The sequence below is a fragment of the Rhizobacter sp. P5_A1 genome (genome assembly GCF_056400745.1).
The window spans coordinates 80,296-105,311 of record NZ_JBFUKR010000010.1; the positions used below are offsets into that span (position 1 = coordinate 80,296).

The 25,016-nt window shown below is 69.1% G+C and carries 21 protein-coding genes; 6 read left to right on the forward strand and 15 right to left on the reverse strand.

Annotated features, from left to right (window positions below; translation table 11 throughout):
• Positions 1-32: 32 nt before the first annotated feature.
• Positions 33-716, reverse strand: a complete 684-nt coding sequence (locus AC1DTW_RS13375) for an ABC transporter ATP-binding protein (protein ID WP_477981631.1) — start codon at positions 714-716, stop codon at positions 33-35.
• Here AC1DTW_RS13375 and AC1DTW_RS13380 point away from each other — a divergent pair.
• Entirely contained in the window at positions 715-1,395 is a 681-nt protein-coding gene (locus AC1DTW_RS13380; protein ID WP_477981632.1) for an arylesterase, read from the forward strand. The two genes, AC1DTW_RS13375 and AC1DTW_RS13380, sit on opposite strands and share 2 nt — an antisense overlap.
• Before the next feature lie 22 nt (positions 1,396-1,417).
• On the opposite strand, the gene AC1DTW_RS13385 is transcribed toward AC1DTW_RS13380, so the two are convergent.
• The 9 genes from AC1DTW_RS13385 to scpA form a co-directional block, all read right to left on the reverse strand.
• Entirely contained in the window at positions 1,418-3,739 is a 2,322-nt protein-coding gene (locus AC1DTW_RS13385; protein ID WP_477981633.1) for a DUF6600 domain-containing protein, read from the reverse strand.
• A gap of 184 nt (positions 3,740-3,923) precedes the next feature.
• Positions 3,924-4,460, reverse strand: a complete 537-nt coding sequence (def, locus tag AC1DTW_RS13390) for a peptide deformylase (protein WP_477981634.1) — start codon at positions 4,458-4,460, stop codon at positions 3,924-3,926.
• 43 nt (positions 4,461-4,503) lie between these two features.
• Positions 4,504-5,475, reverse strand: a complete 972-nt coding sequence (locus AC1DTW_RS13395) for a flavin-nucleotide-binding protein (RefSeq protein WP_477981635.1) — start codon at positions 5,473-5,475, stop codon at positions 4,504-4,506.
• Positions 5,476-5,487: 12 nt separating this feature from the next.
• A complete protein-coding gene (locus AC1DTW_RS13400) occupies positions 5,488-6,138 on the reverse strand; it encodes a glutathione S-transferase family protein (protein WP_477981636.1) in 651 nt (216 codons plus the stop codon).
• A 114-nt stretch (positions 6,139-6,252) separates the two neighbouring features.
• Positions 6,253-6,720 (reverse strand): VOC family protein, encoded by a 468-nt coding sequence (locus tag AC1DTW_RS13405; protein ID WP_477981637.1) that lies wholly within the window; start codon positions 6,718-6,720, stop codon positions 6,253-6,255.
• Between the two features lie 13 nt (positions 6,721-6,733).
• Positions 6,734-8,764, reverse strand: coding sequence for an acetyl-CoA carboxylase biotin carboxylase subunit (locus AC1DTW_RS13410; protein ID WP_477981638.1), 2,031 nt, complete (start codon positions 8,762-8,764; stop codon positions 6,734-6,736).
• Positions 8,765-8,778: 14 nt separating this feature from the next.
• Positions 8,779-10,311: an acyl-CoA carboxylase subunit beta gene (locus AC1DTW_RS13415; protein ID WP_477981639.1), complete on the reverse strand. Its 1,533-nt coding sequence runs from the start codon at positions 10,309-10,311 to the stop codon at positions 8,779-8,781.
• Between the two features lie 7 nt (positions 10,312-10,318).
• Positions 10,319-11,317 carry a methylmalonyl Co-A mutase-associated GTPase MeaB gene (gene meaB / locus AC1DTW_RS13420; protein ID WP_477981640.1) on the reverse strand — a complete coding sequence of 333 codons (999 nt, stop codon included), beginning with the start codon at positions 11,315-11,317 and terminating at the stop codon, positions 10,319-10,321.
• 4 nt (positions 11,318-11,321) lie between these two features.
• The gene (gene scpA / locus AC1DTW_RS13425) at positions 11,322-13,478 is read right to left on the reverse strand and encodes a methylmalonyl-CoA mutase (RefSeq protein WP_477981641.1); all 2,157 of its coding nucleotides are present in this window, start codon (positions 13,476-13,478) and stop codon (positions 11,322-11,324) included.
• Positions 13,479-13,622: 144 nt separating this feature from the next.
• Between scpA and AC1DTW_RS13430 the strand changes: the two genes are divergently transcribed.
• The 4 genes from AC1DTW_RS13430 to AC1DTW_RS13445 all read left to right on the forward strand — a co-directional run bounded on the left by AC1DTW_RS13430 (position 13,623) and on the right by AC1DTW_RS13445 (position 16,284).
• Positions 13,623-14,306: a GntR family transcriptional regulator gene (locus AC1DTW_RS13430; RefSeq protein ID WP_477981642.1), complete on the forward strand. Its 684-nt coding sequence runs from the start codon at positions 13,623-13,625 to the stop codon at positions 14,304-14,306.
• A 35-nt stretch (positions 14,307-14,341) separates the two neighbouring features.
• Positions 14,342-14,839, forward strand: a complete 498-nt coding sequence (locus tag AC1DTW_RS13435) for a dihydrofolate reductase (protein ID WP_477981643.1) — start codon at positions 14,342-14,344, stop codon at positions 14,837-14,839.
• A 3-nt stretch (positions 14,840-14,842) separates the two neighbouring features.
• Positions 14,843-15,418 carry a DUF4337 domain-containing protein gene (locus tag AC1DTW_RS13440; protein WP_477981644.1) on the forward strand — a complete coding sequence of 192 codons (576 nt, stop codon included), beginning with the start codon at positions 14,843-14,845 and terminating at the stop codon, positions 15,416-15,418.
• A 194-nt stretch (positions 15,419-15,612) separates the two neighbouring features.
• Complete coding sequence (locus tag AC1DTW_RS13445) at positions 15,613-16,284, forward strand: PEP-CTERM sorting domain-containing protein (protein WP_477981645.1); 672 nt, start codon at positions 15,613-15,615, stop codon at positions 16,282-16,284.
• Positions 16,285-16,289: 5 nt separating this feature from the next.
• Here AC1DTW_RS13445 and AC1DTW_RS13450 read toward each other — a convergent pair whose 3' ends face one another.
• Positions 16,290-19,124 carry an ATP-binding protein gene (locus AC1DTW_RS13450; RefSeq protein WP_477981647.1) on the reverse strand — a complete coding sequence of 945 codons (2,835 nt, stop codon included), beginning with the start codon at positions 19,122-19,124 and terminating at the stop codon, positions 16,290-16,292.
• 230 nt (positions 19,125-19,354) lie between these two features.
• On the opposite strand from AC1DTW_RS13450, the gene xth reads away from it, so the two are divergent.
• Positions 19,355-20,125: an exodeoxyribonuclease III gene (xth, locus tag AC1DTW_RS13455; protein WP_477981648.1), complete on the forward strand. Its 771-nt coding sequence runs from the start codon at positions 19,355-19,357 to the stop codon at positions 20,123-20,125.
• Between the two features lie 25 nt (positions 20,126-20,150).
• Here the strand turns inward: xth and ntrC are convergent, their stop codons facing one another.
• From ntrC to glnA, 4 genes are all read right to left on the reverse strand, one after another.
• Positions 20,151-21,671 (reverse strand): nitrogen regulation protein NR(I), encoded by a 1,521-nt coding sequence (gene ntrC, locus AC1DTW_RS13460; RefSeq protein ID WP_477981649.1) that lies wholly within the window; start codon positions 21,669-21,671, stop codon positions 20,151-20,153.
• A 66-nt stretch (positions 21,672-21,737) separates the two neighbouring features.
• On the reverse strand, positions 21,738-22,760 hold the full coding sequence (glnL, locus tag AC1DTW_RS13465; RefSeq protein ID WP_477981725.1) for a nitrogen regulation protein NR(II): 1,023 nt from the start codon (positions 22,758-22,760) through the stop codon (positions 21,738-21,740).
• A gap of 77 nt (positions 22,761-22,837) precedes the next feature.
• Complete coding sequence (locus AC1DTW_RS13470) at positions 22,838-23,347, reverse strand: hypothetical protein (RefSeq protein ID WP_477981650.1); 510 nt, start codon at positions 23,345-23,347, stop codon at positions 22,838-22,840.
• A 161-nt stretch (positions 23,348-23,508) separates the two neighbouring features.
• A complete protein-coding gene (gene glnA, locus AC1DTW_RS13475) occupies positions 23,509-24,927 on the reverse strand; it encodes a type I glutamate--ammonia ligase (protein ID WP_477981651.1) in 1,419 nt (472 codons plus the stop codon).
• Between the last annotated feature and the right edge of the window lie 89 nt (positions 24,928-25,016).

Consider the following 25,016-nt stretch of genomic DNA (forward strand, 5'->3'; position numbering starts at 1 on the left):
GCCCTTGCTCGGTTTCTGGGCTGGCCTTTCGGCTACGCGTTGGCGGTTGCAGCGACGCGGCCGGCCTCGATGTGGAGTTGGCGGTCGCAGCGTGCGGCGATGTTGCGGTCGTGCGTGACCAGCACCAGCGTCGTGCCGGCTTCGCGGTTCAGCGCAAACATCAGCTCCATCACGGTTTCGCCGGTCGCGAAATCGAGGCTGCCGGTCGGCTCGTCGGCGAGCAGCACGCTCGGCCGCACCACGAACGCGCGCGCCAGCGCCACCCGCTGTTGTTCGCCGCCCGACAGCACCTTCGGGTAGTGGCGCAGCCGCTCGCCCAGGCCGACCCGCTGCAGCATCTCGGTCGCCAGCGCGCGCGCATCGCTGCGGCCCTGCAGCTCGAGCGGCAGCATCACGTTCTCGAGCGCGTTCAGGTTGCCGAGCAGCTGGAAACTCTGGAACACGAATCCCACCTTCGCGGCGCGGACCGCGGCGCGCGCGTCTTCGTCGATCGTGAACAGATCGGTGCCTGCGAGCTTGACGGTGCCGGTGGTCGGCGTGTCGAGTCCGGCGATGATCGACAGCAAGGTGCTCTTGCCCGAGCCCGAGGCGCCGACGATCGCGGCCGACTGGCGCGGCAGCAGCGAAAAATCGATCTCATGGAGAATGGTCAAGGTGCCGGTGGAGTCCTGCACTTGCTTGGTGACGCGCTCGACGGCAATGATGGGTTCAGACATGGATGACGATGGGGTTCGCCGCGCTCGGCGGAAATGGCTGGCGCACTGTACCGCGCTTGCGCTCGCGGTCGCGGTGCTGCCGGCCTGTGCGCAAGGTGCGGCGCGCCCGACAGACGCCGCGCGCATCCTCGTCGTCGGTGACAGCCTCTCGGCCGAATATGGCCTGAAGCGCGGCAGCGGCTGGGTCGCGTTGCTGCAGACGCGCCTCGCCGAACACAAGGTGGCCGCGACGGTCGCCAACGCGAGCATCAGCGGCGACACGACATCGGGCGGCCGCTCGCGGCTGCCTGCCCTGCTCGGCCAGCAGCACCCCGACATCGTGGTGCTCGAACTCGGCGCGAACGACGCGCTGCGCGGCCTGCCGCTGGCGACTGCGCGCGACAACCTCGCGGCGATGGCGAAGGCCGCGAAGGCGGGCGGCGCGAAGGTCGTGATCGTCGGGATGCAGCTGCCGCCGAACTACGGCCGCCAGTACGGCGAGCAGTTCGCCGCGCTGTTCGCCAGCGTTGCGAAGGCCGAGGGCGCAGCGCTGGTGCCGTTTCTGCTGAAGGGCGTTGCCGACGGCCCGCAGGCCGAGGCGCTGTTTCAGTCCGACCGCATTCACCCGACCGCGGCGGCGCACCCGCAGATGCTGGACAACGTCTGGCAGGCGCTCGAACCGCTGCTGCGCAAACGCTGATCGCGGCGCGCCCGCGCGCCGCTCACTTCTGCTGGTCGCGCGGGTCGCCGCGCTTCGGCTCCTCGCCTTTCGGCTCGGGCCGTTGCGCTCGCGGCGGCTCGGCGCGCGGCGGCGGCGGGGTCGCGTGGACCGGAGGTGCCACCGGCCGCGGTGCCTCGACCGCCCGCGGCGCGGGCACCTCGACCGGACGCGGCGCTGGTACAGGATGCTCCACACGCGGCTGCTGCGGCGGCTCAGGGCGCTCGATGCGCTGCGGCTGCTGTTGTTGCGGCGGCGGCGCTGGACGCTCGATGCGCTGTGGCGGCGGCGTCGGTGCCGGACGCTCGACCGCTGGCGCCGGGGTCGGACGCTCGCTCGCCGCCGGCGGTGTCGCGCGCTCGACGCGCGGCGCCGGCACGGCCTGTGGTCGCGCCTCGACCGTTGGCGGCAGCGCTTCGGTGCGCGACGGCGGTGGCACCGGGCGACGTTCCTCCGAGCGCCGTTCGCGCTCCTCGCCACGCTGAATCGGGCGCGCCCGCATGTTCGGGCCCTCTTCCTGTGTCTGCGGCGGCGTCGCGAGCGGGCGCTGCGTTGGCGCTGGCGTCGGCGTCGGCGCTGGTGCAGGCGCGGCGGGTGCCGCGGCGGCTGGCGCGCGCGGCGCGGTGCCTGCCGCGTTCTCGGGGGCCGTGCGCTCGCGCGGCATGCGGCCCGGAGGCGGCGGTACTGCGTCAGGCCGGTGCTGGCCGGGTTCGGCCTGCGGCGGCCGGTTGGCGGCCGCCGCAGGCTGGTTGGCGTTGGGCGGCGGAGCCGCCGCGCGTCCCGGCACATTCGGCGCCGGCTGGGGCGTTGGTTGCGGCGCAGCTTGCGTTGCGGTGGGTGGCGCCTGTTGCGCGGTGGCGGCGGGCGCTTGCTGCTGCGTGGGCGGCCTGCGATCACGATCCCGGCCAGCCTCGTTGCGGTCCGGACGCGCGCCCGGCGGCGGCTTGACCGCCGCGCGCGGATCGGGGCTGCGCGCTGGTGCGGGCGGCGCGGCCACCGGCGGCGCGACGAGCGCGGTCGTGCGAGGCTGTTGCGCGAGCTCGCGCACCCACTGCGTCTGGCGCAGCTGCGCGGCGGCCGGCGCGACTGGGCGGCGTTCGGCCAGCACACTCGACGGCACGACCGTGATCGCGCTCGGCGCGCGCCGGTTCACGAATTCGCGCGGCGCCTGCGGGTTCGCGAAGGTGTTGTTGATCACCGTGACGTTGGTGACGTTGGTGATGTTGACGTTGCGCGCATAGCCCGGGCTGACGCGGTAGCTCGGCACGTAGACCTCGCGCGGTGCAAGCGGGAACCAGCCGACCGCCGGCCCGCCACCGATCGTGACCGACACACTGGCGCTCGGCCCGCCGACCCACGCGACCAACGCCGGCGCGTAGACCGGGCGCGCGATGCGCGTCCCCGGCGTCCAGCACCAGCGACTGCGCAGGTAGACCCAGCGGCCGTAATGGAACGGCGCGAAGCCCCAGGGTGCGTCGTCGACCCAGGTCCAGCCCCACGGGCGGACCCAGATCCAGTGGCCGTGGCTGTACGGTGCCCAGTCGGCCTCGACCGCGGTCGGGATCCAGATCGAGCCGTAGTCCGGTGTCTGCTCCCAGCGGCCGTAGGCATCGAGCTCGGCGGCGCCGGTCATCTCGGGCGAGACGTAGCGCTGCGCAATCGTGCCGACGACGCGGCGGTCGCGGTCGTTGCTCCATCCGGCGAATGCGTCGTTCGCCGGCGCCGACAGGCTGTACTGCGCGACGCCGCCGGAGTCGATCCAGAACTCGGCGCGCTGGCCGGCCGTGACCGGCATGCCGCTGTTCGACCCTTCGTAGCGGGCCTCTCCGGCGTAGACGCTGAGGTCGGTGCGACCGTTCGTGCGGTCGAAGCGATAGGTGCCGGCGCGCAGCGTCACGAAGCGGCCCTCGTCGGTCGAGAGTTCGAGCTGGCCGGCACCGGCCAGATCGCGTACGCGGGCCATCGCGCTGCCGTCGTGCAGAGACAGCGCGACCTGCTCGTCGTCGAGGCGCACGACCTCGAGCTCGGTCTGGCCATCGAGCCGCAGCGTCGTCGAGCCGACCTGCAATTCGGCGCGCGCGCCGGCATCGGTGGCGATGCGGTCGCCGCTGGTCAGCGGCCGGTTGCGCGCGGCGCTGACCCATTCGCCGCCGTCCGGGCTGTAGAGCCAGACCTGGCCTTCCAGATCCGACAGCCGCGCGACGCGGCCGGGCGGATCGGCATCGCCCGCCTGCGCGAATGCCGGGCCGGCAAGCGTCAAGACAGTCAGTGCGACCGTGGCCGCGGCCAGCATCCGGCCGAAGCCGAGGAGCAATCGTCTTGGCATCGAGATCATCAGCGCTTCTCCGTTCGGGGCGCGGCGCGCCCCCTGCAACGCGGCACCAGTGGCGCCATGCTGCCTTTCCACAACGCCGCCGGAGATCATCCGGACGACCCGGTGCCCGTAGGAGAAACGCCCGTTTACATCCACGCGACAGCCGACATCCATCGCGCCACGGGCGCGCGGCCGATCACTCGTCGGCGCCGGGATCGAGATCGGGGAACAGCACGCTCGTGTAGCCGAAGCGCGAGAAATCGCGCACGCGCATCGGGTACAGCTTGCCGATCAGGTGATCGCATTCGTGCTGCACCACGCGCGCATGAAAGCCCTCGGCCTCGCGCTCGATCGGCCGGCCCTCGGCATCGAAGCCGGTGTACAGGATGCGCGCGAAGCGTGGCACGACACCGCGCAGCCCGGGCACCGAGAGGCAGCCTTCCCACCCGTCTTCCTCGGTGTCGTCGAGCGGCGTGATCGTCGGGTTGATCAGCACGGTCTCGGGCACCGCGGGCGCGTCCGGGTAGCGCTGGTTCTGGCGGAAGCCGAAGATCGCCAGCGCCTGGTCGACACCGATCTGCGGCGCGGCGAGACCCGCGCCCTGCACCGCATGCATGGTCTCGAACATGTCGTCGATCAGCGCGCGCAGCGCCGGCGTGCCGAAGGCCTCGACCGGCTTGGCGATGCGCAGCAGCCGCGGATCGCCCATCTTCAGGATTTCTCGAATCGCCATGCCATGACTGTAGCGCCGCCGCGCCGGGGCATCCCCGTCGCGGTCAACGCGCCCAGGCGCCAGTCGCAGCCAGCTGGGGCGCCGCCTCGGGTGCCGACCAGCGCAGCGGCAGCGCCTTCGGACGCCACACCGCCGCGTCGACGCGCAATCGGACGAGGTATTGCGCGCCGTCAAAGGAACGCAGTTCGGCCCCCTCGGCGATGACCTCGGCGTGGCCGCTGAGTTGCAGCAGATCGCCCTTTGCGTGGTCGACGAACAGCAGACCGGCGTGCGGATGGGCGACCAGGTTGCCGAGCGTGTTGAAGAAGAAGTTGCCGCGAAAGTCGGGCCAGGTCAGCACGGCCGCGCCGCGATCGTCTCGGTCGACGCGCACGAAGCCTGGCTTGCCGCCGCGATGCGAGACATCGACGCCAGCGCTGCGCCCCGCCTGTGCTGCGGCCGCCGACGCCAACGCCGGCGTCGCACTCGCGATGAACAGCGTGTCGGCGTCCTCGATCAGCGCACGCGCCGCCGCGTTCAGCGACGGGCCGAGCGGGTGCACAGCATGCCCGCGCTCGTCGACCCGGTGCGGCGTGCGCGCCTGGATGTACTGCGGGCAGTTGCCGAAGCTCTGGTCGACCTCGACCTCGAAGTGCCCCGTGTTCGGCATCGCGACCACTCGGCCGTTCATGCGATTGCGGCGCCGCGTCGACGGTTCGAGGCCGAGCAGGCCCAGCGGCGCACCGATCGCGAGATGCGACGCCAGCGGATCGCCCGCATCGGGCCATGCGCCGACACGCAGATGGCGCGCGTCCCGATCGCCGACGAAGCCCGGCTCGCCGACCAGCATCGAAGCCCACGGCCGGCGCTGCGCATCGACGCTGCCGACAACCAGCGTCGGCAGCTGCCGGAAGAACGCGCGGTGCTGATCCGGCATGTGATCGCGGATCACCTTGTCGCCGATCTCATGCAGGCGCGCGGCGACACCGGCGCGGCGCTGCATCGCAAGCTCGCCGGCATGGAAGATCGCAGCCATCGATGGCCCCGATCAAGCCAGCGCGAGCGGCTCGGCCACCGGGCTGCGTAGCATGTCGACGAAGCCCGGCAAGGCCTCGATGCGGGCCAGCCACGCACGCAAGTTCGGGTAGGGATCGAGCGAGACGCCGCCCTCCGGCGCATGCGCGGTATAGCTGTACAGCGAGACATCGGCGAGCGTCGGCGTCGCCGCGGCCAGGAAGGGCTGCTGCGCGAGGTGCTGCTCCATCAGCCCGAACAGGCGCGCCGCGGCCTTCAGCGGCGCCGGATCGCGCGGCCGGCCGAACAGCACCGCGACGCGCGCGCTCGCCGGCCCGTAAGCCAGCGGCCCGGCCGCGACGCTGAACCAGCGTTGCACGCGCGCGGCACCGATCGCGTCGCTCGGCAACCAGGCACCCGACGCGTCGTAGCGCCGCGCCAGATAGACCAGGATCGCGTTGCTGTCGGCGATCGTGACCTCGCCATCCTCGATCACGGGCAGCTGCCCGAACGGGTTGAGGGCGAGGAACTCCGGGCTGCGTGTCTCGCCGCCGGTCATGTCGACCGCGACCCTCTCGCACGGAAGGCCGAGCAGCGACAGGAACAACTCCACGCGGTGCACGTGGCCTGACAGCGGATGGTGATGCAGGCGGATCGGTTGCGCGGGTCGCGGGTTCGTCGTCATGGTGCAGGGCTCGTGGCTGTGAAGGCCCGCATCTTGAACGCCCCGCCCATGCTGCGGAACCACCGCCGCCGGCATTTGACTCTTGCGCCGCGCGGAACAGCGCGGCATGACGATTCAGCCGAGCGCCGCGATCACCTCGGGCGGCGCTTGCACCAGCTCGATCAGCACGCCCTCGCCGCCGACCGGGAACTCGTCGCTGCCCTTCGGGTGCACGAAGCAGATGTCGAATCCGGCCGCGCCCTTGCGGATGCCGCCGGGCGCGAAGCGCACGCCGTTCGCAGCGAGCCACTCGACCGCGGCGGCCAGGTCGTCGATCCACAGGCCGATGTGGTTCAGCGGTGTCGCGTGCACCGCCGGTTTGGCCGAAGGATCGATCGGCTCCATCAGGTCGACCTCGACCTTGTGCGGGCCGCTGCCGATCGCGCAGATATCCTCGTCGACGTTCTCGCGCTCGGAGCGAAAGTTGCCGGTCAGCGCCAGGCCGAACTTCTCGACCCACAGCGTGCGCAGCTTCGCCTTGTCGGGCGCGCCGATCGCCACCTGCTGGATGCCCAGCACCTTGAACGGCCGTGTCGTCGTCATCGCAGATCCCTCGTCACTCGAATTCCATGATCACCTGATCGACCGCGAGGCTCTCGCCTTTCGCCGCCGCCACGCTGGCGACCACGCCGTCGTGCGCGGCGATCAGGATGTTCTCCATCTTCATCGCCTCGATGACCGCGAGCTTCTCGCCGGCGCGCACCGCCTGTCCGGCCGCGACGGCCACGTCGACCAGCAGCCCCGGCATCGGCGAGAGCAGGAACTTCGACAGGTCCGGCGGCGCCTTGAATGGCATCAGCGCGTTGAGCTGCGCCGCGCGCGGCGACAGCACGCGCACCTCGACCTGCGCGCCGTGGTGCGTCACGCGGTACGCCAGCATCAGGCGCTCGATCTGCGCGCAGAACGGCGTGCCGGCGAGATCGCCGTGCATTGCGGTGTCGCGCAGCGGCCGGGCGAAGCGGATCGGGTAGGCGCGGCCATCGACCGTCACATCGAACACGTCACCCGCGAGCCGGACGCTGGCCGGCGTCTCGTGGCGGGTGCCGTCGGCATCGGTGCGCACGACGATGAACGCCTCGCCGACCTGCAACTCGTGGCCCGGCAGCTGCCCGCTGATCCCGGCCGAGCGCGCGAGCACGCGGCGGTTCGTCGCGACCGCGAGCGCGAGCAGGAAGCTCGGATCGTCGTGCTCGACCGAAGCGCGCGTGAAGCCCGTCGGGTACTGCTCGGCGATGAAGCCGGTGTTGAAGTCGCCGGCAGCGAACTTCGGGTGCGCGAGCAAGGCCGCCTGGAAAGGAATGTTGCTCGAGATGCCCTGGATCACGAACGCATCGAGCGCGTCGCGCATCTTCGCGATCGCTCCCGTGCGGTCGCGGCCATACGCGATCAGCTTGCAGATCATCGAGTCGTAGTACATCGGGATCTCGCCGCCTTCGTAGACGCCGGTGTCGACCCGGATGCCGCCGTCTGCCGGCACCGGCGCGGCCGCTTGCATCGTCTGCACCGGCGGCTCGAAAGCGACCAGGCGCCCGGTGCTCGGCAGGAAGCTGCGCAGCGGATCCTCGGCGTTGATGCGGCACTCGATCGCCCAGCCCTTGCGCGCGATCTGTTCCTGCGTGAACCCGAGCGGCTCGCCGGCCGCGACAAGGATCATCTGCTCGACCAGGTCGAGCCCGGTGATGCACTCGGTCACCGGGTGCTCGACCTGCAGCCGCGTGTTCATCTCGAGGAAGTAGAAGCTCTTGTCCTTGCCGACGACGAACTCGACCGTGCCAGCACTCTGATAGTTCACGGCCTTCGCCAGCGCAACCGCCTGCTCGCCCATCGCCTTGCGCGTCGCGTCGTCGAGGAACGGGCTCGGCGCCTCCTCGATCACCTTCTGGTGCCGGCGCTGGATCGAGCATTCGCGCTCCCACAGGTAGACGCAGTGCCCGTGTGCGTCGCCGAGCACCTGGATCTCGATGTGGCGCGGCTCCTCGACGAACTTCTCGATGAACACACGGTCGTCGCCGAAGCTGTTGCGCGCCTCGTTGCGGCACGAGGTGAAGCCCTCGAAGGCCTCCTTGTCGTCGAACGCGACGCGCAAGCCCTTGCCGCCGCCGCCGGCCGAGGCCTTGATCATCACCGGGTAGCCGATGCCCTTCGCGATCTCGACCGCATGCTCGGCGGTGTCGATCGCCGCGTTGTGGCCGGGGATCGTGTTGACCTGCGCGTCGCCGGCCAGCTTCTTCGAGGCGATCTTGTCGCCCATCGCGGCGATCGCCGCGTGCTTCGGGCCGATGAAGACGATGCCCTCTTCCTCGACCTTGCGCGCGAACGCCTCGTTCTCGCTCAGGAAGCCGTAGCCGGGGTGCACCGCCTGCGCGCCGGTCTGCTTGCACGCTTCGATGATCTTGTCCATCACGAGGTAGGACTCGCGGCTCGGCGCCGCGCCGATGAACACGGCCTCGTCGGCGAGCTCGACATGCAGCGCGTCGCGGTCGGCCTCGGAGTAGACCGCGACGGTCGCGATACCCATCTTCTTCGCGGTCTTGATGACGCGGCAGGCGATCTCGCCGCGATTGGCGATCAGGATTTTTGTGAACATCGAGGACTTTCGAGCTACAGCGGAATGTTCCCGTGCTTGCGCCACGGGTCGTCGACCTTCTTGTCGCGCAGCATCACGAGCGAGCGGCAGATGCGCTTGCGCGTCTCGTGCGGCTGGATCACGTCGTCGATGTAGCCGCGTGCGCCGGCGACGAAGGGGTTTGCGAACTTGGCCTTGTACTCGGCCTCACGGGCCGCGAGCTTGGCGGGATCGCCCTTCTCCTCGCGGAAGATGATCTCGACCGCGCCCTTCGCCCCCATCACCGCGATCTCGGCGTTGGGCCACGCGAAGTTGACGTCGCCGCGCAGGTGCTTCGAGCTCATCACGTCGTAGGCGCCGCCGTAGGCCTTGCGCGTGATCACGGTGATCTTCGGCACCGTGCACTCGGCATACGCATACAGCAGCTTCGCGCCGTGCTTGATGATGCCGCCGTACTCCTGCGAGGTGCCGGGCATGAAGCCGGGCACGTCGACGAAGGTCAGCACCGGGATGTTGAACGCATCGCAGAAGCGCACGAAGCGCGCGGCCTTGATGCTGCTCTTGATGTCGAGGCAACCGGCGAGCACGAGCGGCTGGTTCGCGACGATGCCGACGGCCTGGCCGTCCATCCGGCCGAAGCCGATCACGATGTTCTTCGCATAGTCGGGCTGCAGCTCGAAGAAGTCGCCGTCGTCGACCGTCTTGACGATCAGCTCCTTCATGTCGTACGGCTTGTTCGGGTTGTCGGGCACCAGCGTGTCGAGCGAGAGGTCGATGCGCTCGGCCGGGTCGGTGCTCGGCCGCCGGGGCGCCTTCTCCCGGTTGTTCAGCGGCAGGTAGTTGAAGAAGCGGCGCAGCATCGCGAGCGCGTCGACGTCGTTGTCGAACGCGAGGTCGGCGACGCCGCTCTTCGTCGTGTGCGCCGATGCGCCGCCCAGGTCTTCGGCCGTCACTTCCTCGTGCGTCACGGTCTTCACGACCTCGGGGCCGGTGACGAACATGTAGGAGCTGTCTTTCACCATGAAGATGAAGTCGGTCATCGCCGGCGAGTACACCGCGCCGCCGGCGCACGGCCCCATGATCATGCTGATCTGCGGCACGACGCCCGAGGCCATCACGTTGCGCTGGAACACTTCGGCGTAGCCGCCCAGCGACGCGACGCCTTCCTGGATGCGCGCGCCGCCCGAATCGTTCAGCCCGATCACCGGCGCGCCGACCTTCATCGCCTGGTCCATCACCTTGCAGATCTTCTCGGCGTGCGCTTCGGAGAGCGCGCCGCCGAACACCGTGAAGTCCTGGCTGAAAACGAACACCAGGCGGCCGTTGATCATGCCGTAGCCGGTCACGACACCGTCGCCCGGCGGGCGGTTGTCGGCCATGCCGAAGTCGTGGTTGCGGTGCTCGACGAACATGTCCCACTCTTCGAAGGTGTCGGTATCGAGCAGCAGCTCGATGCGCTCGCGCGCCGTCAGTTTGCCCTTGCCGTGCTGCGCCGCGATGCGCTTCTCGCCGCCGCCCAGGCGCGCGCGGGCGCGCTTGGCTTCGAGCTGCTGGATGATGTCGTGCATGGTCGGTCTACCTCGGTTCCTGTCGTTCGAACAGTTGGAGCAATTGGCGCGCGGCGGACGACGGCGCAGTGCGCGCCTCGGTCACGTCACGAACGGTCTGCGGCAGCGCACCGCGCACCGCCGCATGATGGCGAAAGTCGGCGTGCAGCCGCGCGTGGACGATGTCCCACATCCAGGCCAGCGCCTGCTTCCTGCGGCGCGCCTCGAACTCGCCGCTCGCGCGGCGCAGGCGGTGGAACTCCTCGACGCCGGCCCAGAACGCCCCCACGCCCTGGCCCCTCAGCGCGCTGAGCTGCATCACGCGCGTGACCCAGTGGCCGGGCGCGGCATGCGCGCCGAACATCCGCAGCGAGCTGCTGATGTGGGCCTGGGCGCGGGTCGCGGCGTCGGGGTCGATGTCGGCCTTGTTGATCAGGACCAGATCGGCCAGCTCCATCACGCCCTTCTTGATCGCCTGCAGGTCGTCGCCGGCGTTCGGCAGCTGCAGCAGCACGAACATGTCGGTCATGCTCGCGACCGCCGTCTCGCTCTGGCCCACGCCGACGGTCTCGACGATCACGACGTCGTAGCCGGCCGCCTCGCAGACCAGCATCGTCTCGCGCGTCTTCTCGGCCACGCCGCCGAGCGTGCCCGAGGCCGGGCTCGGCCGGATGTAGGCTTCGGGTGCGATCGAGAGGCGCTCCATGCGCGTCTTGTCGCCGAGGATCGAGCCGCCGGAGACGCTCGACGACGGATCGATCGCCAGCACCGCGACGCGTTTGCCCTGCGCGATCAGCGCCAGCCCGAGCGCCTCGATGAAGGTCGACTTGCCGACACCCGGCACGCCCGAGATGCCCAGGCGCATGCCATGACCGGTGTGCGGCAGCAGCGCGTTCAGCAGCTCGTCGGCGCGCGAGCGGTGGTCGGCGCGCGTCGATTCGAGCAGCGTGATCGCCTTCGCGAGCGCGCGCCGATCGCCGGCGCGCACGCCGTCGAACAAGGCCTGATCGACGCGATCGAGTGCCACGCGTTCAGGCTTTGACGCTGGCGCGAATCTGCTCGAGCACGTCCTTCGCACTCGCCGGGATCGGCGTGCCGGGGCCGTAGATGCCCTTCACGCCGGCCTCGAACAGCATCTCGTAGTCCTGCCGCGGGATCACGCCGCCGACGAACACGATGATGTCGTCGGCGCCCTGCGCCTTCAGCGACTCGATGATCGCCGGCACCAGCGTCTTGTGCCCGGCGGCGAGCGTGCTGACGCCGACCGCGTGGACGTCGTTCTCGATCGCCTGGCGCGCGCACTCCTCGGCGGTCTGGAACAGCGGGCCGATGTCGACGTCGAAGCCGAGGTCGGCGAAGGCCGTGGCGACGACCTTCGCGCCGCGGTCGTGGCCGTCCTGGCCGAGCTTGGCGATCATCACGCGCGGGCGCCGGCCCTGGTCTTCGGCGAACTGGGCGATCTCGGACTGGAGCGCGGCCCAGCCCTCGGCGCTGTCGTAGGCCGCGGCGTAGACGCCGGTCACCTTCTGCGTGTCGGCGCGGTGCCGGCCCCAGACCTTCTCGAGCGCGTCGGAAACTTCGCCGACCGTCGCGCGCAGCCGCACCGCGTTGATCGACAGGTCGAGCAAGTTACCCGCGCCGGTCTCTGCGCAGGTCGTCAGTGCCGCGAGCGCCGCCTGCGTCTGCGCGGTATCGCGCGTCGCGCGCAGCTGCTTCAGCCGCGCGACCTGGTTCTCGCGCACCATCGCGTTGTCGATGGCTAGCGTCTCGATCGGGTCTTCCTTCGCGAGCTTGTACTTGTTGACGCCGACGATCACGTCCTTGCCCGAATCGATGCGCGCCTGCTTCTCGGCCGCGCTGGCCTCGATCTTCAGCTTGGCCCAGCCGCTCGCGACGCACTTGACCATGCCGCCCTGGCGCTCGACCTCCTCGATGATCTGCCAGGCCGCGTCGGCCATGTCCTGCGTCAGTTTCTCCATCATGTAGCTGCCGGCCCAGGGGTCGACGACGCTGGGGATGTGCGTCTCCTCCTGGATGATCAGCTGCGTGTTGCGCGCGATGCGCGAGCTGAACTCGCTCGGCAGCGCGATCGCCTCGTCGAGCGCGTTCGTGTGCAGGCTCTGCGTGCCGCCGAACACCGCGGCCATCGCCTCGATCGTCGTGCGCACCACGTTGTTGTACGGGTCTTGCTCGGTCAGGCTCCAGCCCGAGGTCTGGCAGTGCGTGCGCAGCATCAGGCTCTTCGGGTTCTTCGCCTCGAACGCGGTCATGATCTTCCACCACAGCAGCCGCGCCGCGCGCATCTTCGCGACCTCGAGGTAGAAGTTCATGCCGATGGCCCAGAAGAAGCTCAGGCGCGGCGCGAACTCGTCGACGTCGAGCCCCTTCGCGAGTGCCGCCTTCACGTACTCGCGGCCGTCGGCCAGCGTGAACGCAAGCTCGAGTGCCTGGTTCGCGCCGGCCTCCTGCATGTGATAACCCGAGATCGAGATCGAGTTGAACTTCGGCATCTTCTGCGCCGTGTACTCGATGATGTCGCCGACGATGCGCATGCTCGGCTCGGGCGGAAAGATGTAGGTGTTGCGAACCATGAACTCCTTCAGGATGTCGTTCTGGATCGTTCCACTGAGCTGCTCCTGCGCGATGCCCTGCTCCTCGGCCGCGACGATGTAGCCGGCGAGCACCGGCAGCACCGCGCCGTTCATCGTCATGCTGACGCTGACCTTGTCGAGCGGGATGCCGTCGAACAGGATCTTCATGTCCTCGACGCTGTCGATCGCGACACCCGCCTTGCCGACATCGCCGGTGACGCGCGGATGATCGCTGTCGTAGCCGCGGTGCGTCGCGAGGTCGAACGCGACGCTGACGCCTTGGCCGCCCGCGGCCAGGGCCTTGCGGTAGAAGTCGTTCGAGGCTTCGGCGGTCGAGAAGCCGGCGTACTGGCGGATCGTCCACGGCCGCACCGCATACATCGTCGCCTGCGGGCCGCGCACGAAAGGCGCGAAGCCGGGCAAGGTGTCGGTGTGCGCTAGGCCCTGCAGGTCGGCCGCGGTGTACAGCGGCTTGACGCGGATGCCCTCCGGCGTCAGCCAGTCGAGTGCGTGTGCGTCGCCGCCGGGCGCCGACTTTGCGGCGGCCCGCTGCCACGCGGCGAGCGAGTCGGAGTTCAGGATCTTGTCGTTCGACATGTCGGGTTCTCTCTCTTGGCAGCGCCACCCCCAAGAATATGACCGGATGGGCGAATTGGGTCGCAGCGAGCGCCACAGGACTGGACGGCCTCACCGCCAGGCGCGCATAATTCAGAATTGAATTCTATCGGCAGATCGGCGGTCATGGCGAATCTTCTTCCGGAACCCTCCCGACCTGGCGGTGCGGCACGCACGCCGGTGCTGCGCGAGAGCGCGCTGTACGAGCAGGTCGCCGAGCGTCTGCGCAGCCGCATCCTCGGCCACACGCTGCACCCGGGCAGCTGGATCGACGAGCAGGCCCTGGCCGCCGAGTACGGCATCAGCCGCACGCCGCTGCGCGAGGCGCTGAAGGTGCTCGCGGCCGAGGGCCTCGTGACGATGAAGCTGCGCCGCGGTGCGTATGTCACCGAGGTCTCGGAGCGCGACCTCGCCGAGGTCTACCACCTGCTCGCGCTGCTCGAGAGCGACGCCGCGATGGTCGTCGCGCAGCGGGCCAACGCCGCGCAGATCGCCGAACTCGCCGCCCTGCACCAGCAACTCGAGGACGAGGTCGGCGAACGCGATCGCTTCTTCGCCGCGAACGAGCGCTTCCACATGAAGCTGCTCGAGATCGCCGACAACCGCTGGCGCAACCAGCTCGTCGCCGACCTGCGCAAGGTGATGAAGCTGAACCGCCACCATTCGCTGTTCAAGCAGGGCCGCCTCGAGGCCTCGCTGAAGGAGCATCGCCAGATCATGGCCGCGCTGAAGGCGCGCAACGGCGAGCGTGCGCAGCAGCTGATGCGCCGGCACTTCGCGAACGGCAAGGAGGCCGCCTCCCTGACTTGATGGAGGCGCGATGCGTCACTGCGACAATCGCGCGCATGAACCGCCCCACCCCCCGGCTCGCACTGATCGCCGCGGTCGCCCGCAACGGCACGATCGGCAAGGACAACGGCCTGCTGTGGCACGAGCCAGAAGACCTGAAGCACTTTCGCCGCGTGACCATGGGCTGCCCGGTGATCATGGGCCGCAAGACCTGGGACTCGCTGCCGGCGCGCTTTCGCCCGCTGCCCGGGCGGCGCAACCTCGTGATCACGCGCAGCGCCGACTGGCATGCCGACGGCGCCGAGGCGGTGCATTCGCTGCCCGCCGCGCTGGCGCTGCTCGCCGGCACGCCGAAAGCCTTCGTGATCGGTGGCGCCGAGATCTACGCGCTCGCGCTGCCGCTCGCCGACGAGCTCGTGCTGACCGAGATCGACGCCGATCTCGACGGCGATGCCTTCTTTCCGCGCTGGGACCGCGCCCGCTTCGCCTGCACCTCGCGCGAACCGCAGACCGGCTACAGCTTTGCCACCTACCAAAGAACCGAAGGAACCTGAGACATGTCGGACCACGGATTTCACGTGCACGGCCCGCACGACCACGAGCTCGAACACGCCGCGCAGCACGAGCCGAAGGGCATGGCCGGGCAACTGGCGGTCGCCACCGCGGTGATCGCCACGGTCGGCGCGCTGTTCGCGTACATGGGCGGCGCGACGCAATCGAACGCCGGCCTGCACAAGAACGACGCCGCGATCAAGAAGACCGAGGCCGCGAACCAGTGGGCGTTCTACCAGGCCAAGAGCGCCAAGCAGAACCTCGCCGAGCTCGCGTTCGACCTGGCGCCCGAGCCGCGCAAGGCCTTCTACGCCGCCGAAGCGAAGCGCTACCGCGGCGAGAAGGACGAGATCATGGTCGCGGCGAAGAAGCTCGAGGACGAGTCGAAGGAATGGGATCGCAAGAGCGATGAACAGCTCCACCAGCACCACCGCTGGGCCCAGGCCACGACCGCGCTGCAGATCGCGATCGCGATGGCGGCGATCGCGTTGCTGACGCGCAGCAAGAGGCTCGAGAAGGGCGTGTTCTTGCTCAGCGGCATCGGCGTCGTGCTCGGTGGGATGGCATGGTTCCACGTCTGAACGCCGCGTGGCGGCGCGCGCCACCCCCCTGAAGAGGTGGTGTGCCTCCCCCCGAGACAGGGGTGTGCGGATGACACACGGATGTTGCGTCGGTCCCTAGAATTCTTCGTCGGCGAGCTGGTTCTCCGGTGCAGTGCAGTCGTACCCGCTGGGTTCGAGTGTGCTGATGCTTCACAACATTCAGGGTGAACAACATGGCTGTAAAACGCGTTCGGGCCGCTTCTGTCGGCGCGGCGATCGCTCTTCTCGGGGCGATCGCTGGAGTCGGTTCGGCGCAGGCCGCGGTCTACACGGGCAAGTGGGACCCGGCCTACGGCGCCCCTTTCGCCAGCCTGGGCTGGCAGGCCTCGGCATCCTTCGACGTGCCCGCGTCCTGCCTCGGCCAGGCCGACGGCTCGTACGGCGCCACCGGCGCGTGCGCCGGGTTCTCGGTGCTGAGCGCGACGCTCGAGTTCTACGACGTCGCTTCGCCGAGCACGGTCCTCGAGTCGTTCAACCTGAACACGAACGTCTTCATCAGCGGTCTCGACATCGCCGGCGGCCAGCTCGTCGGGATCGACACCGGGTTCTTCGACGCCGTCGTGCCGAGCGGCGCGTCACTCGCGATCGCCGGCGGCGGCGCCTATGCGTTCAGCCTGTACCTGTACGAGGGCACGTCCGCGCAACTCGTGTACACGAAGCCGACGACCGCGTCGCAGGTGTGCACGCCGTTCAGCACGAATGAATGCGGGTACTCGGCGAATGCCGCTGTGGGCACCATCACGCCCGCCGTGCCGGAGCCGCAGACCTACTCGCTGATGCTGGCCGGACTCGGCGTGCTCGGCTGGGTCGCGCGCCGCCGCAGCCGGCAGGCCGCGCAGGCCTGATCGCTTCAGGCGGCCGTCGCGGTCGCCGCCGACTCGGCCGCCTGCAGCGATTCACGTGCGGCGTTGATCGCGCGGTCGATCGGCCAGTCGGCGCCCTCGCGCCACGCCGCATCGAAGGCAGTCGGGCTCAATGCCTGTCGCATCGACTGCAGCTCGGCCTGCCAGCGCTGCTCGCTCAACGCCGAGCGACGCAGATTGAGGCGGTCGCGCCAGGTCGCCGTGACCGCCGCCAGGCTCGCCGCCAGCTCGGCACGGCCCTCGGCGAACGCGAGCACCGCGTGGTCCTCGAGGCAGCCGATCATCTCCTCCCGCATCTCGAAGGCGCGGAACGCCGCGACCGCCTCGCCGAGCCGGTGACGCGCCGAGCCGAGCTCGCGCTGCCTCACGTCGACCTTGCCGAGCCACCATTGCGCGTTCGCCGCGCCGCGCTTGTCGCCGGCCTCGCTGCAGACGGTCAGCGAACGCTTGAAGCGAACCTCCGCTTGCGCGAGGTTGTCGGTCTGCAGCAACGACTCGCCGAGCACGAGCTCGCACTCGCCTTCGAGTTCCTGGTGCTTGATCGCGCGCGCGATCGCGAGACAGGCGTCGAGCTGCGCGCACGCCTCGGCATCGTCGCCGAGGAAGACGCCGATCTGGCCCAGGTGCAGCAGACCGATCGCCTCGCCGACGCGGTCGCCGAGCCGACGGAATATGTCGAGCGCCTCGCGCTCGCCTGCCGCCGCGCCCTCGGCGTCGCCGGCGTACAGGCGCGCCGGCGTCAGGGTTGACAGGGTCGCGGCGATGTCGACCTCGCTGGCCAGCTCGCGGCGCAGTTCGAGGCAGGTCTCGAGCATCTCGCGCGCTTCGGCATAATCGCTCTGGCTCTCGGCCAGCGCGGCGCCGACATACAGCGCCCACGCCTGGGCCACCGGCGATTCCTGGATCGCCGGCAGCGCCAGCGCGGACCGCACGATGTTTCGCCCTTCGGTGGAATAACCGCGCAGGATCCAGAAGCCCTGCATCGCGACGGCGAACTTCACCGCGATAAACGGGTCGACGCTGCCGGCGAGCGACAACGCGGTCGCGGTGCGGATGTTGTCCAGCTCGGTCTCGATGCGCCAGATCCAGTCGGCTTGCTCGGGTCCCGACAGGCCGCGGTTCGCCGCCTTCGCCATCGCGAAGTAATGCTCGCAGTGCCGCGCCGAGGTGGCGGCGAGATCATCATCGCCGCCCTGCTCGAGCTTCTCGTGCGCGTACTCGCGGATCGTCTCGAGCATGCGGTAACGCGCGCCGTCGTCCCGTTCCTCGAGCATCACGAGCGACTTTTCCACCAGCGAACCGAGCAGGTCGAGAACGTCGTCGGGCTCGAGCGGGGTGGCGCTGCAGACTGCCTCGGCCGCCGCCAGATCGAAGCCGCCGATGAAGACGCAGAGTCGCGTCAGCACCGTGCGCTCTTCGGCCTCGAGCAGTTCGTACGACCAGTCGACCAGCGCCCGCAAGGTCTGCTGCCGTTCCTGAAGCACGCGGGCGCCGCCGGTCAGCAGCTTGTAGCGGTCTTTCAGGCGCGCGTTGATGTCGGCGACGCTCAACGAGCGCAGCCGCGCCGCGGCGAGCTCGAGCGCGAGCGGGATGCCTTCGAGCCGCGCGACCAGCTCGGCAATCATCGGTGCGTCGCGCTCGTTCAGCGAGAAGCTCGGCTTGTGCAGCTGCGCCCGGTCCATGAAGAGCCGCACTGCGGTCGAGCGCGAGAGCAGGTCGATCCCGTCGCCGCGGGCCGGCACCGGCAACGGCGAGACCGGATAGGCCTGCTCGCCGGGCGTGCGCAGCGCCTCGCGGCTCGAGGCCAGGATGCGCACGTTGGGCGCCGCTTTCAGCACCGCGTTCGCCAGCTCCGCCGAGACACCGATGACGTGTTCGCAGTTGTCCAGGATCAGCAGCGCGCGCTGCGGCTTCAGGTGGGCACAAAGCGTCTGCAGCAGCGTCCGGCCCGCGTCCTCGCGCACGCCGAGCACCTGTGCGGTTTCGGCGACCACGAGATCGGCGTCGCGGATCGGGGAGAGGTCGAGGAACCAGACGCCATCGGGGAACAGGTGGATCAGTTCGGCGGCAACCTGCAGCGAAAGACGCGTCTTGCCGAGCCCGCCCATGCCGAGCAGCGTCAGCAGTTTCGCGCTGCCCATCAGCGCCTTGACCTCGGCCAGTTCGCGCTCGCGCCCGATGAACGAGGTCGGCTGGTGCGGCAGGTTGTTCGGGATGTCGCGGACCGGCAGCCACCAGTCTCCGGTGCGCACGACGCGAAAGCACTTCTCGCTGTCGGGCGGCCGCATGAAAGGCGCGTCGTCGTCTCCCGCCTCGAACACCTCGAGCGGCTCGGCGACACCCTTGACCATCCAGTGGCCGTGAGAAACCACCTTCAGCGCCGTCTTGCCGAGGTCCTCGCGCGCATCGGCGGTCAGCAGCGTCTGCCCGGCAAGCGCGAACGACATCACGCGCGCCGCGATCGGCTTGGCCAGGCCGTCGACCTCGAGCGGCTTCGCGCCTCGGGCGACGTCGTCGGCGCTGTTCTCGCGCAGGATCACCGGGCCGACGTGCAGCCCGGCGCGTGCGGTCAGCGGCACCGGCAGGCCGGCGAGCGCGCGGTGGTAGTCGTGCGCGTAGCGGACCGCATCGGCTGCCGTATCGAACATCAGCAGCATGCCGTCGGTCTTGTCGATCTCGCGCCCGCCGCGCGCATCGAGCAGCGACCGTGCGACGCGATCGTGCGCCGCCCAGACCTCGGCCATCGCCGCGTCACCGAGCTCCTGCGAGAGCCGGGTGCTGTCGACCACATCGGTCAGGAGCAGCGCACGCGACTCACTCATGCCGAGCGAAATCCCGCACCAAAATGCGCGACCTCCCGACCATCGACGGGCCACGGTTCCGGCACTGCCCCGACAGAAACAAGCATCTCGGAAGTTTACCTGTCCGGTGTGCGCCGGGGCCTGCCCATCCCTACCTTGATGCCCCGCCTGTCCCCTGTACGATGGACGGCCAGACCGATCTGCGCATTGCAGGAGATGCGCTCACCGAACACGACGACCGAGGACCGCCTTTGAAACTCGCCACCTGGAACGTCAACTCGCTCGCGGTGCGCCTGCCGCAATTGCTGGACTGGCTCACGCTGCACCAGCCCGATGTGCTGTGCCTCCAGGAAACCAAGCTCGCCGACGACAAGTTTCCGCAGGCCGAGATCGCGGCCGCCGGCTACCAGGTGCATTGGTTCGGGCAGAAGACCTACAACGGCGTCGCGCTGATCAGCAAGCTGCCCGCGCTGGATGTCGTGCGCAACATCCCCGGCCACGACGATGCCCAGGCACGCGTGATCGCCGGCACCGTGGGCGGCGTGCGCATCATCGGCGCCTACGTGCCGAACGGCCAGTCGGTCGAGAGCGAAAAGTTCCCGTACAAGCTCGCATGGCTCACCGCGCTGCGCGACTGGATCGCGCTGGAGCAGGCGGTGCACCCGCGGCTCGCGCTGCTCGGCGACTACAACATCGCGCCCGAAGACCGCGATGTCCACGATCCTGTCGCGTGGTCCGGCCAGGTGCTGTGCACGACCGACGAGCGCGCGCACTTCAAGGCGCTGCTGGCAGCCGGCCTGCACGACTCGTTCCGCCTCTTCGAGCAGCCGCCCAAACAGTACAGCTGGTGGGACTACCGGATGCTCGGCTTCCAGAAGAACAAGGGGCTGCGCATCGACCACATCCTCGTCAGCGAGGCGCTGAAGCCGCACGTGACGAGCTGCGTGATCGACAGGCTGACGCGCAAGAACGAGCGCCCAAGCGATCACGCGCCGGTGATCGCCGAGCTCAAGCTCGACTGAAGCTTGTCTTGGACCGGACCTCGGCCTAATCGTCGAGGCCGAGTTCCTGGATCTTGCGGGTGATCGTGTTGCGCCCGATGCCGAGCTTCTGCGCGGCCTCGATGCGGCGGCCGCGCGTGATCTCGAGCGCGGTGCGGATCAGCTGGGCTTCGAACTTGTGGGTCAGCGTGTCCCAGACCTGCGGGTCGCCGGCCTGCAGCAGGGCGCGCGCATCCTGCTCGAGACCGGTCAGCCAGTGCAACGCCACCGGCGGCGCCGCGGCGGCGATCGGTGCAGCCGGCGCGACAACCGGCGCGATCGGCGCCGCCGAGGCGCTGGCCTGCGCCAGCTCGGCGACCGGCGCTTCCTTCGTGACGCGTGCCGGCGCGACCGGCGCGATCTCGGCGGCGAAGGTCTCGTTCGCGAGCTCGGGCGGCAGATCCTTGGCCTCGATCATCTGCGCCGGCGCCATCACGGTGAGCCAGTGGCAGATGTTCTCGAGCTGGCGCACGTTGCCGGGGAAGTCGAAGCGCATCAGCCGCGCGAGCGCCGCATCGGTGATGCGCTTGGCCTCGACGCCGAGTTCCTTCGCGCTCTTCTGCAGGAAGAAGCGGGTCAGCGAAGGCACGTCTTCGGCGCGCTCGCGCAGCGCCGGCAGGCGCAGGCGGATCACGTTCAGGCGGTGGAACAGGTCTTCGCGGAACGCGCCCTGGCGCACGCGATCTTCGAGGTTCTGGTGCGTCGCGGCGATCACGCGCACGTTGCTGCGCATCGGGTTGTGGCCGCCGACGCGGTAGAACTGGCCATCGCTCAGCACGCGCAGCAGGCGCGTCTGCAGGTCGAACGGCATGTCGCCGATCTCGTCGAGGAACAGCGTGCCGCCGTCGGCCTGCTCGAAGCGCCCGCGGCGCGTCGTCTGCGCGCCGGTGAAGGCGCCGCGCTCGTGGCCGAACAGCTCGGACTCGAGCAGGTCCTTCGGGATCGCCGCGGTGTTGATCGCGACGAACGGCCCGCTGGCGCGCGGGCTGTGCTTGTGCAGTGCGTTCGCGACGAGCTCCTTGCCCGAGCCCGACTCGCCGGTGATCAGCACCGTGACGATGCTCTGGCTCAGCCGCCCGATCGCGCGAAAGACATCCTGCATCGCCGGCGCCTGGCCGAGCATCTCTGGCATCTGCGCGGCCTTGTCGTCGCGCACCTCTTCGCGCACGCTCTCTTCGACCGCGCGGCGGATCAGCTCGACCGCCTTCGGCACATCGAAGGGCTTCGGCAGGTACTCGAAGGCGCCGCCCTGGAACGCGCTGACGGCGCTGTCGAGGTCGGAGTAGGCGGTCATGATGATCACCGGCAGCGCCGGCATGCGCTCGCGCACCTTGGCAAGCAGCTCGATGCCCGAGCCGCCGGGCATGCGGATGTCGGAGACCAGCACCTGCGGCTCGTCGTCGTCGAGCGCGAGCAGCACATCGCGTGCGTTCGTGAAGCTGCGCACCGCGAATTCTTCGCGCGCCAGCGCCTTCTCCAGCACGAAGCGGATGGATTGGTCGTCGTCAACGATCCAGATGGGTTTCATGCCCTGCCCTGCGTTCTCTGACTGCTCCTGCGTCGCTGGTCAGCGCTTGTGGCGCCGATCGACTCGTCAGGGCAACGGAATCACGATCTTGAAAATGGTCCTGCCCGGTTCGCTCTCGCATTCGATCGTGCCGAGGTGTTGCTGCACGAAGGTCTGCGCGAGCGTGAGCCCCAGTCCGGAGCCGCCGTCCCGCCCCGATACCAGCGGGTAGAAGATTCGTTCCCGAATGGACTCGGGCACGCCCGGGCCGTTGTCCTCAATATGCAAGTCCAGTGCCAGACGATAGCGCTGCTTGCCCAGCGTGACCTGGCGCGCGATGCGTGTGCGCAGCGTGATCTGCGCATCGCCGAAGGCCATGCGCTCGGCCAGCGCCTGCGCGGCGTTGTGCGCGATGTTCAGCACCGCCTGGATCAGCTGCTCGCGGTCGCCGCGAAAGTCGGGGATCGAGATGTCGTAGTCGCGCTCGATCGCCAGGCCACGCGGGAACTCGGCCTGGATCAGCGCGCGCACGCGCTCGCAGACCTCGTGGATGTTGACGTCGCTGACGACATGCGGCTTGCGGTGCGGCGCGAGCAGCCGGTCGACGAGCGCCTGCAGCCGGTCGGCCTCGCCGATGATGACCTGCGTGTACTCGTGCAGCGCGCGCGACTCGACCTCCATCTCGAGCAACTGCGCCGCGCCGCGGATGCCGCCGAGCGGGTTCTTGATCTCGTGCGCGAGGTTGCGGATCAGCTCCTTCGTGACCTGCGCCTGGTCGAGCGCGCGCTCTTCGCGATCCTGACGCGTCTGCTGCTCGATCTCGACCAGCTCGACGATGACGTGCCCCGAACCCTCCATCTGGTTCACGATCACATGCACCGGCAGCGGCTCGCCGTGCAGCGCGCCGGGACGACGCAGCAGCGCCTCGAGGCGGCTCGTCGCGTAGTCGTTGCGGCTCACCGCGACGACGGTGTCGCGCAGGCGCTGCGGGTCGACGAACCAGTCGAACACCGAGCCGCGCTGCACGCTGCGGCGCGACAGGCCGAGCACGCTCTCGAACGACGCGTTCGCGAACACGCACTGGCCGTCGACCGCGACGACCGCGACCATCGTTGCGAGGTGGTCGAACGCGGCGTACGCCGCCGAGCCGAGAGGAACGGGGGCGTCGAGCGGCGTCGGCAGGCGCTTCACTGCGGCTGCTTGGCGATCTCGCGCTTCAGCGCCGCGATGTCGCTTTCCTTGCGGGCGATCGCAGACTTCATGTCGGCCACGCGATCCAGGTACTTCTGGTAGTTCTTCTCGTTGCCCTGCCGCTCGGGCTCGCCGTTGTTGTACTCGGCGCGCATCGCGGCCAGGCGGTCTTCTTCGCGCTTCAGCTCGGCTTCGAGGATGCGGCGCGCGTCGCTGTCGCGTGCGCGTTGCTCGGCCGGGTCGACCTTGCTGCCGGCCGGCCCCGAGCTCGCCACGGGCGCCCGCGGCTTGACGGTCTGGATGATCGTGATCGGCGCGCCCTCGATCGTCTTGCAGCCCTTGTCCTTGGCTTCCTTCGGGCTCAGCGTGTTGTTGTACTCGTTGCCGGGGCAGCGGTACATCGTCGTGCCGTCGGCGCCGCGCGCGGCGCTGAACGGCACCAGCAATGTGGCGGCGCTCGACAGCACGATCGAAAGCAGAACGGGACCAGCGGCAACGAACTTCATGCGGTGAGTCTCCTGGCCTGTTCAACGCGGCGCAGCGAATCGGCGCCGACAACAGTGCTGGAGTCCATTGTCGCGCAGCGGGTTCCCTTGGCCGCGCCGAACGCAAAAGGGGACGGCTCCCGCCGTCCCCCCTGCCGTGCGCAATGCCGCGAGGGCAAGGCTTACAGCGTGTAGTACATGTCGAACTCGACCGGGTGCGTCGCCATCCGGAAACGCGTCACCTCGGCCATCTTCAGCTCGATGTAGGCGTCGAGGTAGGCGTCGGTGAACACGCCGCCCTTGGTCAGGAACGCCCGGTCCTTGTCGAGGTAGTCGAGCGCCTGGTCGAGGCTGTGGCAGACGGTCGGGATCAGCTTGTCTTCTTCCGGCGGCAGGTGGTACAGGTCCTTGCTGGCGGCTTCGCCCGGGTGGATCTTGTTCTCGACGCCGTCCAGGCCGGCCATCAGCATCGCCGAGAAGCCGAGGTACGGGTTCATCAGCGGATCCGGGAAGCGCGCCTCGACGCGGCGGCCCTTCGGGTTCGCGACGTGCGGGATGCGGATCGACGCCGAGCGGTTCTTGCTCGAGTACGCCAGCTTGACCGGCGCTTCGTAGCCCGGCACGAGGCGCTTGTACGAGTTCGTGCCCGGATTCGTGATCGCGTTCAGCGCGCGCGCGTGCTTGATGATGCCGCCGATGTAGAACAGCGCGAATTCGCTCAGGCCGGCGTAGCCGTCACCGGCGAACAGGTTCTTGCCGTCCTTCCAGACCGACTGGTGCACGTGCATGCCCGATCCGTTGTCGCCGACGATCGGCTTGGGCATGAAGGTCGCGGTCTTGCCGTAGCTGTGGGCGACGTTCTGGATCACGTACTTCTGCAGCTGGACCCAGTCGGCGCGCTGCAGCAGCGTGCTGAACTTGGTGCCGATTTCCATCTGGCCGGCGTTGGCCACTTCGTGGTGATGCACTTCGCAGGGAATGCCCAGCGACTCGAGCACCAGGCACATCTCGGAGCGCATGTCCTGGAACGAGTCGACGGGCGGGGTCGGGAAGTAGCCGCCCTTCACGCTCGGGCGGTAGCCCGAGTTGCCGTGCTCGTATTCCTTGCCGCTGTTCCAGGCGGCCTCTTCGGATTCGATCTTCGAGAAGCAGCCCGACATGTCGTTGCCCCAGCGCACGCTGTCGAACACGAAGAACTCGGGCTCCGGGCCGAAGAACGCGGTGTCGCCCAGGCCCGAGGCCTTCATGTAGGCCTCGGCGCGCTTCGCGAGCGAACGCGGGTCGCGCTCGTAGGGCTTGCCGTCGGACGGCTCGACCACGTCGCAGGTCAGGATCAGTGTCGGCTCTTCGAAGAACGGATCGATGTTGGCGGTGTTCGGGTCGGGCATCAGCTGCATGTCCGAGGCTTCGATGCCCTTCCAGCCGGCGATCGACGAGCCGTCGAACGCGTGGCCGGCGGTGAACTTGTCTTCGTCGAAATGCGATACCGGCACGCTGACGTGCTGCTCTTTGCCGCGGGTGTCGGTGAAGCGAAAGTCGACGAACTTGACTTCGTTCTCCTTGACCATCTTCATCACGTCGGCAACGGTCTTGCTGGCCATCTGGAACTCCTGGTGGAATTGTTCGGGGGATTGGGGAGGGGAAATGCGGGGTCGGCCTTCAAAAGGCCCGATCACAGGCCCAAAAAACG